The following is a 13,097-nucleotide window of genomic DNA, read 5'->3' as shown; positions in this document are numbered from 1 at the left end:
GCGTCATCCGGCGCCGCGCCCGGGGCGGCACGCGCCAGCGGCGCGCCGGACACCCCGGCCGCGCCGGCCACGCGCGACACATTCGCCGCGCCCGCGGCCAGGCCCTGACCTGGCCGTTCAGCTGCCCGCGGGCCGCTTCATCCGGCACATCGACGGCATGCTCAGGTCCGGTCCCGGGGTCATGCTGTCGAAGCGAAAGCCGTACTGGGTGCCCTCCACGCCAACCTTGACCGTCTTGCCGTCCACCGGCGCGATGGTGGACACCACCTGGGGCAGCAGCAACTGGTGATCGCTCTTGCGCATCATCACTTCGCCGACCGCAGAGCGATACTGCATGCCTTCCAGCGCCAGCGCGATGCTGGCCGCTTCGTCGGACTGCGCGCGGCGCATCGCTTCGGTGAGCATCTGCACGGCGATCAGCACGCGCGGCGCGAAATACTCGCCGGCGGAGGTTTGCCGCACGCGCGCGGCAAGCGCGTTGAGCGCGGGGTCGTCGCCGTTGGGCAAGTATTCAGCCACCCAGGTCAGGTGTGCGTTCTTCGCCTGTGCCACCGCCGTGACCGTGCCCGGCGCGCCGCCGCCGCTGTGGTTGATGTAGTTCAGCTCATAGCCGGCGTCGCCGGCCGCCTTGACCAGCAGGCTCAGGTCCTGGCCCCAGTTGCCCGTGATCACGGTGTCGGCGCCGCTGGCCTTGATCATGCTGACATAGGGCGAGAAGTCCTTGACCCTGGCCATCGGGTGCAGCGCCTCGCCGACGAACTCCACGTCGGGCCGGACATTCGAGATCATCTGCCGGCCCAGTGCCGCCCACACGCGGCCCTGCGTGTAGTCCTGGTTCAGCAGGAAGACCTTGTGCATGGACTTGTCGCCGCGCGCGAAATTGGCCAGCGCGCGCATCTTCATGGCCGTGTTCGCCTCGGTGGAGAACAGCCAGAAACTGCAGCGCATGCCGGTCAGGTCGGGATCGAGCGAGGCGTAGTTGATGATCAGGACCCGCTGGCCGGGGTTGCGCTCGTTGTGGCGGTTGGCGGCTTCGGCCAGGGCGCTCACCACCGGCGAGCCCGAGGCGCCGGTGAAGATGATGCGTGCGCCGGCATCGATGGCGGCTTGCAGCGCGGTCAGGCTGGCTTGCGGAGACAGCTTGTTGTCAAAGGTGAGCAACTCGTAGTTGCGCCCCAGCGCGCCGCCCTGGGCATTGGCGTCGTCGAGCGCGAACTTCAGGTTGGCCAGGAAGATCTCGCCGACATTGGCCAGCGGGCCGGAGAGCTGGTCGATGAACGCGACCTTGATGGGTCCCGTGCCGGCCGCCGGCGCCTGCCGGACGTCCGGCTGCGCTGCCTGGGCATGTGCCTGCAGCGGCAGCGCGCCGGCCAGTGCGAATGCCGCCAACGCGGCCACGCGCCGCGCGATCCTGGCGGCTGCGCCGGCCAGGCGCATCAAATCATGAAGCATTGCCGATCCCCTCTCCCATTGCTTACCAGCGATATTACCGCTGCTCACCAGGTATCGATGAAACGGCGTGCCGGCGCCGCCTCCGCGCCGCGTACGGCCGGCACCGAAGCCAGGCCGCGCAGCAGCCACTGGCGCGTATCGGCGGGGTCGATCACCGCGTCGATTTCCAGGTGGCTCGCCATGTTGAGCGCGCGCCCGCGCTGGTACGCCGCATCCACCATGCGTGCGAACAGGGCTTCGCGCTCGGCCGGATCGGCCACCGCCTCCAGCTCCTTGCGAAAGCCCAGCCGGATCGACCCTTCGATTCCCATCGCGCCGAACTCGCCGCTGGGCCAGGCGGCGGTGAAGAACGGCGCGGCGAAGCTGCCGCCCGCCATGGCCTGCGCGCCCAGGCCGTAGCCCTTGCGCAGCACCACCGTGAAAAACGGCACGCGCAACGCGCCGGCCGTCACGAACAGGCGCGACACGTGGCGCACGGTGGCGGTCTTCTCGGCCTCCGGGCCCACCATGAAGCCGGGCGTATCGCACAGCGAGACGATGGGCAGGCCGTGCGCGTCGCACAGCTGCATGAAGCGGGCGGCCTTGTCGGCGGCCGCCGCATCGATGGCGCCGCCAAGGTGGCGCGGGTTGTTGGCGATGCAGCCGAAGGCCCGTCCTTCGATGCGGATCAGCGCGGTGATCATGCCGGTACCGAAGGCGGCGCGCAGCTCCAGCACCGAACCCTGGTCCGCAAGGGTTGCCAGCACGTGGCGCATGTCGTAGCTGCGCAGCCGGTTCTCGGGGATCGCGTGGCGCAGCGCGCGCGCGTCGCCCGCCTCCCACGCCGCCAGGTCGCCCTGGAAGTAGGACAGGTAGCGCTGCGCGGCTGCCACCGCGGCCGGCTCGTCGTCGACCAGGACATCGATCACGCCGTTGGGCGCCTGCACGCTGACCGGCCCGACCTCCTCCGGCGCGAACACGCCCAGGCCGCCGCCCTCGATCATGGCCGGGCCGCCCATGCCAATGGTGGCGTCGCGGGTGGCGATGATGACATCGGCGCAGCCGAGCAGCGCGGCGTTGCCGGCAAAGCAGCGGCCGGAGACGATGCCCACCAGCGGCACCTGGCCGGACAGCCGCGCGAACTGGATGAACGAGGTGCAGTCCAGCCCGGCCACCACCGGCATGTCGGTGTCGCCGGGGCGGCCGCCGCCGCCTTCGGCGAACAGCACCACCGGCAGCTGCCACTGGCGGGCCAGCCCCAGCATGCGGTCCAGCTTCTTGTGGCCGTAGAAGCCCTGCGTGCCGGCCAGCACCGTGTAGTCGTAGGCCAGCACCATGCAGCGGGCGTCCCCGGCTGGGACGTGCGCGGCATTGACGGTGCCGATGCCGGTGACGATGCCGTCGGCCGGCGTGGCGCGTTCCAGGTCTGCCACGCTGCGGCGCTGCCGCTGCGCGGCGATGGCCAGCGCGCCGTACTCGATGAAGGAGCCTTCGTCGCACAGCTGCGCGATATTCTCGCGCGCGGTGCGTGCGCCGCGGGCATGGCGCCTGGCCACTGCTTCGGGGCGCGCGGCATCGAGCGTCAGCGCCTGGCGCGCCAGCGCGTCGCGCAGGTCGGCGCGGATGTGGCCGGGGTCCAGCGCGGCGTCGGCTTCGTGCGCATGGTCTGCGCCCGCGTCGGCCGCCAGCACGATCACCGGCGCGCCGGCGCGCAGCACGTCGCCGGGCGCGGCCAGCACGCGCAGCACCTGGCCGGCCACCGGCGCCTCGAGCGGGTGCTCCATCTTCATCGCCTCGATGATGGCCAGCGTCTGGCCCCGCCGCACGATGTCGCCGGGCTGCACCTGCAGCGCGGCCAGGGCGCCGTCCATGGGTGCGCTGACGCGTTCGGCATCCTCGGGCAGGTCGTCGGGCAGGTCGTCGGGCGGTACGCTGTGCGCGGCCGGCGCGCCGCCGGCGTCGCCGAGCGCATGCAGCGCGGGATGGGTATCGCCGCCGGCCAGGGCCTGGACCGCCATGGCCGGGAGCGCGGCGTCGAGGTACTGGGTGTGGATGGCATTGCGGCGCACGTCGTCGCGCTGCAGCAGGTCCTGCAGCAGGCGGCGGTTGGTGTCGATGCCCTCGATGCGGAATTCGCACAAGGCACGGTAGGCCTGCGCCAGCGCGCGTTCGTAGTTGCCGCCGGGCTCGTGCACGATCAGCTTGGCCAGCAGCGAGTCGAAGCGCGGATTGACGCGCATGCCGGCGTGGCCGGCGCCATCCACCCGCACGCCCGGACCGCTGGGCGGCTCGTAGGCGCTGATGCGGCCGCTGGCGGGGCGCAGCTGGCCCCGCGCGTCGAGATGCTCGGCATTGATGCGCAGCTGCACGGCGATGCCGCGCGGCGCCGGGGGCCGGTCCAGCCCGAGCTGGGCCAGGCTCTGCCCGGCGGCGATGCCCAGCTGCACCTGGACCAGGTCCACGCCAGTGACCATTTCGGTGACGGTGTGCTCCACCTGCAGGCGCGGGTTGGCTTCCATGAACCAGAATTCGCCATGCTCGCCGAGCAGGAATTCGAAGGTGCCGATGCCGCGGTAGGCACTGGCGCGCGCGAGCGTGATCGCGGCCTGCGCCAGGCGCGCGCGCATGGCATCGTCCAGCGAGGGGCTGGGCGCCACCTCCAGCAGTTTCTGGTGGCGCCGCTGCAGGCTGCACTCGCGCTCGCCCAGCGCGATCACGCCGCCGGCCGCATCGGCCACCACCTGGATCTCGATATGGCGGGGCGCGTCCACGATGCGCTCCACATAGACCGCGCCATTGCCGAAGGCGGCCGTGGCTTCGGAGACGCAGCGGGCATAGGCTTGGCCGATCTCCTGCGCGGCGTGCACCGCGCGCATGCCGCGCCCGCCACCGCCCGCCAGCGCCTTGATCATCATGCCGGGCCGGGCGTCCTGCGCCTGCAGCGTGGCGAAGAACGCGTGCGCTGCCTCCTGCGTGGTCGGCCCCGTGGTGCCCGGCACGACCGGCACGCCGCATTCGCGGGCCAGCGCGCGTGCGCGTGCCTTGTCGCCAAACAGGCGCAGCACGTCCGGCGCCGGGCCCGTGAAGGCCAGGCCGGCATCCAGGCAGGCCTGGGCAAACTCCGCGTTCTCCGAGAGCAAGCCGTAGCCCGGATGGACCAGGTCGCAGTCGCTGCGGCGCGCGGCGGCCACCACCTGCCCGATATCGAGATAGGCGCGCGGGCCCGTGCCGGCCAGTGCGACTGCCTCGTCGGCCTTGCGCACATGGAGGGCGTCGCGGTCGTCCTCGCTGAACAGGGCCACGCTCTGCAGGCCGGCGCTGGCAGCCGCGCGCGCGATGCGGATGGCGATTTCGCCGCGATTGGCGATCAGTAGCTTGCGGAACGTCATGATGCGAAGGACCAGTTCGGGGGCGGGGAAGACGGGATGGGCATGGCAGTGTCAGCCGGGTTGCTCGAGCAACGGTGCCAGGTCCTGCTTGCGCACCTTGCCCGTGGCGGTGAGGGGCAGGGCGTCGACGATGCGTACCAGCGGCACCTTGTACACAGCCATATTGCTGCGGCACCACTGCACCAGCGCGGCTGCGTCGACGGTGCCGGCGGCTTCCGGCTTGAGCATGACGAAGGCGACCGGCAGCTGGCCACGGTCCTCGTCGGCGCGCCCCACCACGGCGGCGCCGAGGATGGCCGGGTGCTGGCCGAGCAGCGCCTCGATCTCGGCGGGGAACACGCTCATGCCATTGACCTTGAGCATCTCCTTGCGCCGGCCCAGGTAATGCAGGTAGCCGTGCGCGTCGATCAGGCCGATGTCGCCGGTGTGGAGCCAGCCGTTGCGCAGCGATTCGCGCGTGGCCCCGGGTTTGTTCCAGTATCCCTTGAGCAGGGTCGGCGTGCGCACGCACAGCTCGCCCTCGGCGCCGAGCGGCAGCAGCTCGCCGCTATCGAAGTCGCAGACCTTGAACTCGGTCCCGGGCACGGGCAGGCCGACGAAGATGGGCTGGGCGCGCAGGTCCAGGTCATCGTCCTGCATGCCATGGGTGAAGGTGTTGCAGGTCTGCGTCTCCGTCATGCCCCAGGCGCTTTCCGCAATGACCGAGCCGGTCAGCGCGTGCCAGGCGCGGCGGTAGGGCAGGTTGAGCTTCTTGACGAAGGAGGACACGCCCACATGGCGCAGCGAGCGCAGCTGGTATTGCGCCACGCGCGGGTGTTCCATCACCTCCACCGCGTTGTCGACCAGCATCGATGCGTTGGTGACGCGATAGCGCTGCACCGCCGCCATGAAGGTTTCGGGATCCCAGCGCGCCAGCAGCACCAGGGGGATGCCGAAGAAGGCGGGGAAGATCAGGCAGAGGTTTTCGCCGGCGATCCAGAATTCCGGGAAGAAGCCGAGCATCACAGTGTCGTCGGCGATCTCCAGCGAAACCGCGCCGAAGGCGGCCGCCATGTCCACCATATCGCCTTGCGTATGGATGCAGCCCTTGGGCAGGCCGGTGGTGCCGCCGGTGTAGTTGAGCGCGGCCGGCGCGTCGAGCGCGACCGGCGTGGTGGGCGCCGGATGCGTGCAGGCCGCCATCGCGGACAGCAAGGCGATGGCCCGGTCGCCGGGCTCGCACGGGCAGGGCGGCGCCTGCGCCATCGGCGGCAGCGGCAGCGTGGGCTCGGCCGGCAGCACTTCAGCGAAGCTGGTCGTGAACAGCAGCGAGAGCGGATCGTCCGCGCCCAGGGCCTCGCGCGTTTCGCGCACCAGCGGCACCAGCTGGTCGAGCGCGACCAGGGCGCTCGGCGTGCTGTCCGCGAGTGCGTGCCGCAGTTCGGCGTGCTGCGAGAGCGGGCTGACCGGCACGTAGACCGCGCCGAGCTTGAGGATGCCGAAGAAGACGACGTGGAACTGCGGGCAATTCGGCAGCAGCACCGCCACGCGGTCGCCGGCGCCGATGCCGTGCGAGGCCAGCAGCGCCGCGCAGCGGTCGCTTTGCGCGTCGAGTTCGGCGTAGCTGGTTTCGTGGCCGTAGAAGAGCACCGCCGGATGGCCGGGCCGCGTGCGGCCCCAGTGCCGCAGCATCTCCGTGAGCGGCCGCCGTCCCAGCGGGTACTGCGGGGCGCGCGGCAGGCGGGCGGGCCAGGCGCGCTGCCAGCGCGCGTGCAGGTCTGCCAGGTACGCGGTTTCGTCCATCGGCGGTGTCTCCTTATTGGGGCGCCAGGCCGGCCGGTCCTGGCGAAATCTACTCTTTGGTATATTTATGTACCCTTGGGTATGATGCTATTGGCATTGCCATCGTGCGTCAAGCGCGTACGCCAGCCGCGTACTCCCGTCGCGCGCGGCCGCGCCGGCCTTGTCCAAACCGATCGCGGGCCTTCCCGCCCGGCCCGCCATGCGAGAATCGCATCATGCCGACTGCACAGAAAACCGCTCCCGCCGAAGCCGTGCCGGACATCGCTCCGGACGCCATGCCCGCGCGCTCGCATATCGCCGAGCGCCAGGAGGCGCGCCGCCGCCAGATCCTCGATGCCGCCGCCCAGTTGTTCTATACCAAGGGCTACCCCGGCATGACCATGAACGACCTGTGCCGCGCGCTGGGCGTGACCAAGCCGGCGGTCTATTACTACTTCACAGACAAGTACGAAATCTTCGACATCCTGTGCCGCGAGTCGGCGCAGACCTGCCTGCCGGTCATCCGCGAGACCGCCGACCCCGCCCTGCCGGTGCGCGAGCGCCTGCGCGCATGCCTGCTGGAAATGGCGCGTCGCTGCATCGACTGCCATGTGCCCGCCACGCTGAGCTTTCGCGACAACCAGTACCTGCGCCCCGAAACGGTGGCGTGGCTGGGCAGCATGGCGCGCGCCTTCTACCGCGACCTCTATGCACTGCTGGAGGAGGGCAAGCGCGACGGCGTCTTCCACTACGGCGATGCGCGCGTGACCGCGCACGCGATCGGCAGCGTGGTCGGCTTCATGTACACCTGGCACGAGCCCGGGCGCATGAAGCCGCGGGCGCTGGCCGAGGAACTGGCCACCAATATGATGAAGATGGTCCTGCCGGTAAAAGCGTGACTAGGGAATTCCCGCGAGTGGCCCTGAACTGTGCGCTAGACTTCACGTCTTATGGTGTGCTACTTCCAGAGGACTTCATCTAACGTGTTGTCTTAACAGGGTCGCGCGTTTAGCATCTGTCGAAAATCGAACGACCATTCAGAAAACCAGGAGACGGTGCATGGAAAGAATTTGGCTGAAGAACTACCCGGCTGGCGTGCCTGCCGAGATCGATAGCAGCCAGTTCCGCTCGCTGGCCGCACTGCTGGAGGAGTCTTTCCGTACCTACGCCGGTCGCCGCGCCTTCGTCTGCATGGACAAGGCGATCACCTACGGCGACGTCGACCGTCTCTCGCGGCAGTTCGCCGCCTGGCTGCAGTCGCGCGGGCTCAAGCCCGGCGCGCGCGTGGCCATCATGATGCCGAACGTGCTGCAATACCCCGTGGTGCTGGCCGCGGTGCTGCGCGCCGGCTTCGTGGTGGTCAACGTCAATCCGCTCTACACGCCGCGCGAGCTCGAGCACCAGCTCAAGGACAGCGGCGCAGAGGCCATCGTCATCCTGGAGAACTTCGCCACCACGCTGGAGCAGGTGCTGCCCGCCACGCCGGTCAAGCATGTGGTGGTGGCCAGCATGGGCGACATGCTGGGAGGAGTGAAGGGCGCCATCGTCAATTTCGTGGTGCGCAACGTCAAGAAGATGGTGCCGGCCTGGGAGCTGCCCAACTGCGTGCGCTTCAACACCGTGCTGGAAGAGGGGAGCCGCATGCAGTTGCTGCCCGCCACCACCGGCCCCGACGACATCGCCTTCCTGCAGTACACCGGCGGCACCACCGGCATTTCCAAGGGCGCCGTGCTGCTGCACCGGAACATCGTTTCCAATGTGCTGCAGTCCGAGGCCTGGATGCAGCCGGCGCTGGCCAAGGGCGCGCCGATCGACCAGGTGGTGACCATCACCGCGCTGCCGCTGTATCACATCTTCGCGCTGACGGTCTGCTGCCTGCTGGGCATGCGCAGCGGCGGCCTGAGCGTGCTGATCCCCAATCCGCGCGACATCCCCGGCTTCATCAAGGAGCTGCAGAAGTACAAGTTCAATATGTTCCCGGCGGTCAACACGCTGTACAACGCCCTGATCAACAACCCGGAGATCGACAAGGTCGATTTCTCCGGCCTGCGGGTGGCCAACGGCGGCGGCATGGCGGTGCAGGAGGCGGTGGCCAAGAAATGGCTGGCCCGGACCGGCTGCCCGATCATCGAAGGCTACGGCCTGTCCGAGACGTCGCCCTCGGCGACCTGCAACCCGACCGACACCGACGCCTTCTCCGGCACCATCGGCCTGCCGCTGCCGTCGACCGACATTGCCATCCGCGACGACGACGGCCGCGACGTGCCGCTCGGCCAGGCCGGCGAGATCTGTCTGCGCGGCCCGCAGGTCATGGCAGGCTACTGGAACCGCCCCGACGAGACCGCCAAGGTCATGACGCCGGACGGCTTCTTCAAGACCGGCGACATCGGCGTGATGGACGCGCGCGGCTATACCAAGATCGTCGACCGCAAGAAGGACATGATCCTGGTGTCCGGTTTCAATGTGTACCCGAACGAGATCGAAGGCGTGGTCGCCGAGTGCCCGGGCGTGCTGGAAGTGGCCGCCGTGGGCGTGCCCGACGAGCACTCCGGCGAAGTGGTCAAGCTGTTCGTGGTCAGGAAGGATCCGGCGCTCACCGAAGCCGAGCTGATCTCTTTCTGCAAGGAGCGGCTGACCGGCTACAAGCGGCCCAAGTACGTGGAGTTCCGCGGCGAGCTGCCCAAGACCAATGTGGGCAAGATCCTGCGCCGCGAGCTGCGCGACAGCCGCCAGGCGGCGTAAGCCAGGCACAGCAACGCGCAACGGCCTCCCGCAAGGGAGGCCGTTGCGCGTTTGGGGGCGCAGGCCCGGGACGCGGGCTGCGCCCGCGCTCAGCATTCGGACGAAGGCACCATCCGCGGGACCGGCGTGCCGTCGGGATAGATCAGGCGCACGCACGCGCCAGGATCGAGCCCCGGTGCGGCCGGGCCGTTGACGGTGTCGACCGTGCCATCCTCGGTCGTTACCTTGTACTGGTAAAGGTCGACCTGCTGCCTCGGCTGCGGGTGGAAGAGCTGGTTCAGGTTGACCGCGACGCCGACGCTGGCGGCGCCACCGTTCCAGCCCCCGCCATTCGCCGCCGCCACGCTCACGGACGAATCGAAGGCGCCGGGGCCCGGGGCGTCCATGGTGCCCACCGCGGTCTTGGCGCTGATATGCCCCAGCTTGATGGTGTAGGCGAGCGCCTCGATCTTCGGCTGCGCGGGCGTGCCCTGGCAGGCGGCCACCAGCAGCAACGGCATCAGGCATGCCGCCAGCGGCACGCAAAGGCGGCGCGCTTGCGGCCCGCAGCGCGGCGTGCTCATGCGCTTGCCAGCCCGGTCTTGAGGCGGCCCAGCAGGCGGAACAGGGCGCGCCGGTCGGCCTGCGGCAGGCCGCCGAACAACTGCTCGATCCAGTCTTCGTGCGCACGCGCCATCTTGGAGAACGCCGCGCGCCCGGCCGGCGTGAGGCGGATCAGGTAGGCCCGGCGGTCGCTCGGCAACGCCTCGCGCGATACCAGGCCTTCTTGCTGGAGCTGGTCTGTGATGCCGGTGACATTGCCGCCGGTGACCATCATGCGGCGCGACAGCTCGCCCATCTTGAGGCCTTCGGGGTGGCGGTCCAGTTGCGCCATCAGGTCGAAGCGCGGCAGCGTGCAGGCGAAATCCTGCCGCAGCCGCGAACGGATATCGGCCTCCACCAGGTTGGTGCAGGTCAGCAGCCGCAGCCACAGGCGCAGGCCATCGTGGCTGGCATCGTCGGCTCGGGTTTCGAGATCGACCGGCGGCTCATCGGCGCCGGCCTTGACGGCGATCTCGGCGGCAGTAGTGGTGGGCATCGCGGCAGGCAGGTTGTTTGATGCCTCAAGTATATGCGCTCGCGCGCCGGGCGGGTCCGGACTGAGGGTTCAGTCCACCTTGGCGCCCGAGTCCTTGACGACCTTGGCCCACTTTGTGTGCTCGGCGCGGATGAATGCCGCGAACTGCTCCGGCGTATTGCCGACCGGGTCCGCACCCTGCGCCTGAAGTTTGTCGCGCACGGCCGGCGTGGCCAGCGAGCGCGCCACTTCCTGCTGGATGCGCGCGACGATCTCGTGCGGCGTGCCGGCCGGCGCCAGCAGGCCGAACCAGGAGCTGGCTTCGTAGCCCGGCAGCTTGGCCGCTTCGGCCACGGTGGGCACGCCGGGCAGCGCCGGCGACGGCCTGGCACTCGTCACCGCCAGCGCCTTGAGCTTGCCGGCCTTGATCAGCGACATCGACGACGGCAGGTTGTCGAACATGAGCTGCATGGTGCCGCCGGCCAGGTCGGTCAGCGCCGGGCCGCTGCCCTTGTACGGGAAATGCACCATGAAGGTTTTCGTCTGCGTCTTGAACAGCTCGCCGGCGAGGTGGATGGAGGTGCCATTGCCGCTCGATGCCATGTTGAGCTTGCCGGGATTGGCGCGCGCGTAAGCGATCAGGTCAGGGACGCTGTTGATGCGGTTCTGCTGCGCGAAGGCCGGGTTGACCACCAGCACATTGGGGACCGATGCCACCTCGGTGATCGGCGCGAAATCCTTGATCGGGTCGAACGGCAGCTTGCCGTACAGGGACTGGTTGATGCCGTGCGTGCCCACCGTGCCCATCAGCAGCGTGTAGCCGTCGGGCGCGGCCTTGGCGACGATGTCCGCGCCGATATTGCCGCCGGCGCCGGGGCGGTTGTCCACCACCACGTTCCAGCCTTGCAGCTTGGACAGTTCGGCCGCCACCGCGCGCGCCAGGATGTCCGTGGTGCCGCCGGCCGAGAACGGCACCACGAGGCGGATCGGCTTGTTGGGATAAGGGTCGGCGGCATGCGCGGGCGCGACGCCGGCAAGCAGCGCAAGGCATGCGCTGGCGGCGCTGGCAAGCAGCATATGGGTCGCGCGGCGGCGGGGGCGGTGCATGGTGTCTCCTGGTTGGTCGGGCTGCGGCCGCGCGGTGGCTGCCGAAGGCTTGTGCATTCTAGTGCCCGCCGGCGGAGGTGCCGATGAGGTGATGCCCTAGTCCGCCGCCATGAAAAAAGGCACCCGAAGGTGCCTTTGCAAAAGCCGCGTGGATGCGTTTAGAACTTGTGGCGGATGCCCAGGCCCACGCCCACCATGGTGGTCTTGCCGTTGCCCGGGAAGTAGCCGTTGGCAAAGCTGATGGCCGAGGTGTCGAAGTTCAGGCCGGCATTCTTCGAGAATGCGGTCGTCAGGTAGACGTCCGTGCGCTTGGACAGGTTGTAGTCGGCGATGAAGGAGACCTGCCACGGGTTCTTCACGTTGACGCCGGCGAGGTTCTTCACGTCGTCGTAGTTGTACTGCAGCGTCAGGCCCAGGGCCGGCAGGACCTGGTAGTTGGCGCCGATCCAGTAGTAGTCGTCGCGCAGGACCGTGGCGCCGGTCGGTGCCTTGGACTGACCCCAGCGATAACCGCCCATGATCTTGGCCGGGCCGAAGGCGTAGCTGCCGGCCACCGCGGCCTTCTTGAACGTGCCGGTGTTGCCAGTCGCGTCCAGGGTCGGGTTGTACTGGTCGTAGGCGATGGTCGCGCCGAACGGGCCGGCGGCATAGGCCACGCCGGCACCGTAGCCGGAGTCACGGCGGAATTGCCCCGGCACTTCGCCGCCACCGGCCACGCCGTTGCCGAAGGTCCAGTGCGCGATCGCGGTCACCGGGCCGAACACGCCCGTGTACTTGGCGGTGTTGTCCGAGCGGAAGTTCAGGCCGAGCTGGGCCACCACCGGTTCATACTGGGTTGCGTAGCCGCTGGGCGAGAAGTTGGCCAGCAGGTCGAACAGGGTGGTGTACTGGCGGCCGAAGGTGAAGCGGCCGACCTGGGCGCTTTCGATACCCACGTAAGCCTGGCGACCGAACAGGCGGCTGCCTTGCTGCGACTTGCCGTCATCGAGGCCGAAACCGCTTTCGAGCACGAACAGCGCCTTCAGGCCACCGCCCAGGTCTTCCACGCCGCGCAGACCCCAGCGCGAGCCGGACAGGCCGCCGGACGTCAGGCGGTATGCGTTGTCGCCCGGGCCGGCATTGAAGCCATTGGCAGCCGTAGGCACTTGCGTACCCAGGTGGCTGACGTATTCGAGGTTCATGTCGACAACGCCGTACAGTGTCACGCTCGACTGGGCCTGCGCCGCGCCAGCAAGAAGGCCAAGGGCCGCCAACGCGAAAAGCGATTTTTTCATGCTCGATGATCTCCACGTAAGAATTATTGGTGTGGTCAGCGGAGAAACCTCCTGAGTCTCCATTCGCCCGCTTACCCAACTTCGTCAGAAGTTGCCAAGTACTGTAACAAACCACCTCCGTTTCACAATCGGGTTCGCTGCCCTTGTCAGCTTTTCACAACTCAGGGTTTTGGAGTATCGGATCCGCGACAGGCGAGGCACCTGCAGGCCCAGGCGCGGCGCGGCCTGCAGGGCGGTCACGGTACAATGCGGGAAATCCCGAGGGTGAATCCACGCAGGTCCGGACCTTGTGCCGGCAGCGTCGAAGGACACGCCCGGAAGCCATCACGAGTGCAT

Annotated in this window: 9 protein-coding genes; 2 read left to right on the top strand and 7 right to left on the bottom strand. The window is 68.9% G+C overall.

The window, feature by feature from the left end; genetic code table 11:
- Positions 1-117: 117 nt before the first annotated feature.
- From AB4Z48_RS22210 to AB4Z48_RS22200, 3 genes are read right to left on the bottom strand one after another with little or no spacing between them, the layout of a single operon-like run.
- The gene (locus tag AB4Z48_RS22210; RefSeq protein ID WP_441617909.1) at positions 118-1,452 is read right to left on the bottom strand and encodes a branched-chain amino acid ABC transporter substrate-binding protein; all 1,335 of its coding nucleotides are present in this window, start codon (positions 1,450-1,452) and stop codon (positions 118-120) included.
- Positions 1,453-1,496: 44 nt separating this feature from the next.
- Positions 1,497-4,820, bottom strand: a complete 3,324-nt coding sequence (locus AB4Z48_RS22205) for a carboxyl transferase domain-containing protein (RefSeq protein WP_441617907.1) — start codon at positions 4,818-4,820, stop codon at positions 1,497-1,499.
- Between the two features lie 51 nt (positions 4,821-4,871).
- Positions 4,872-6,602: an AMP-binding protein gene (locus AB4Z48_RS22200; RefSeq protein ID WP_441617905.1), complete on the bottom strand. Its 1,731-nt coding sequence runs from the start codon at positions 6,600-6,602 to the stop codon at positions 4,872-4,874.
- A gap of 215 nt (positions 6,603-6,817) precedes the next feature.
- Here AB4Z48_RS22200 and AB4Z48_RS22195 point away from each other — a divergent pair, with 215 nt between their 5' ends.
- Together AB4Z48_RS22195 and AB4Z48_RS22190 are read left to right on the top strand one after the other, a co-directional pair.
- Positions 6,818-7,480 carry a TetR/AcrR family transcriptional regulator gene (locus AB4Z48_RS22195; protein WP_441617903.1) on the top strand — a complete coding sequence of 221 codons (663 nt, stop codon included), beginning with the start codon at positions 6,818-6,820 and terminating at the stop codon, positions 7,478-7,480.
- 160 nt (positions 7,481-7,640) lie between these two features.
- Entirely contained in the window at positions 7,641-9,323 is a 1,683-nt protein-coding gene (locus AB4Z48_RS22190) for a long-chain fatty acid--CoA ligase (protein WP_441617901.1), read from the top strand.
- A gap of 89 nt (positions 9,324-9,412) precedes the next feature.
- On the opposite strand, the gene AB4Z48_RS22185 is transcribed toward AB4Z48_RS22190, so the two are convergent.
- The 4 genes from AB4Z48_RS22185 to AB4Z48_RS22170 all read right to left on the bottom strand — a co-directional run bounded on the left by AB4Z48_RS22185 (position 9,413) and on the right by AB4Z48_RS22170 (position 12,761).
- On the bottom strand, positions 9,413-9,886 hold the full coding sequence (locus AB4Z48_RS22185; RefSeq protein ID WP_441617899.1) for a hypothetical protein: 474 nt from the start codon (positions 9,884-9,886) through the stop codon (positions 9,413-9,415).
- Positions 9,883-10,401: a MarR family winged helix-turn-helix transcriptional regulator gene (locus AB4Z48_RS22180; RefSeq protein ID WP_441617897.1), complete on the bottom strand. Its 519-nt coding sequence runs from the start codon at positions 10,399-10,401 to the stop codon at positions 9,883-9,885. Before AB4Z48_RS22180 ends, AB4Z48_RS22185 begins: the two co-directional genes overlap by 4 nt.
- Before the next feature lie 69 nt (positions 10,402-10,470).
- Positions 10,471-11,487: a Bug family tripartite tricarboxylate transporter substrate binding protein gene (locus AB4Z48_RS22175; RefSeq protein WP_441617895.1), complete on the bottom strand. Its 1,017-nt coding sequence runs from the start codon at positions 11,485-11,487 to the stop codon at positions 10,471-10,473.
- Between the two features lie 158 nt (positions 11,488-11,645).
- The gene (locus tag AB4Z48_RS22170) at positions 11,646-12,761 is read right to left on the bottom strand and encodes a porin (protein ID WP_441617893.1); all 1,116 of its coding nucleotides are present in this window, start codon (positions 12,759-12,761) and stop codon (positions 11,646-11,648) included.
- Positions 12,762-13,097 lie beyond the last annotated feature (336 nt).

It is taken from the genome of Cupriavidus sp. 2TAF22, from assembly GCF_052115045.1.
Taxonomy (GTDB): Bacteria; Pseudomonadota; Gammaproteobacteria; order Burkholderiales; family Burkholderiaceae; genus Cupriavidus.
This window is presented reverse-complemented; position numbering and strand designations above follow the sequence as displayed.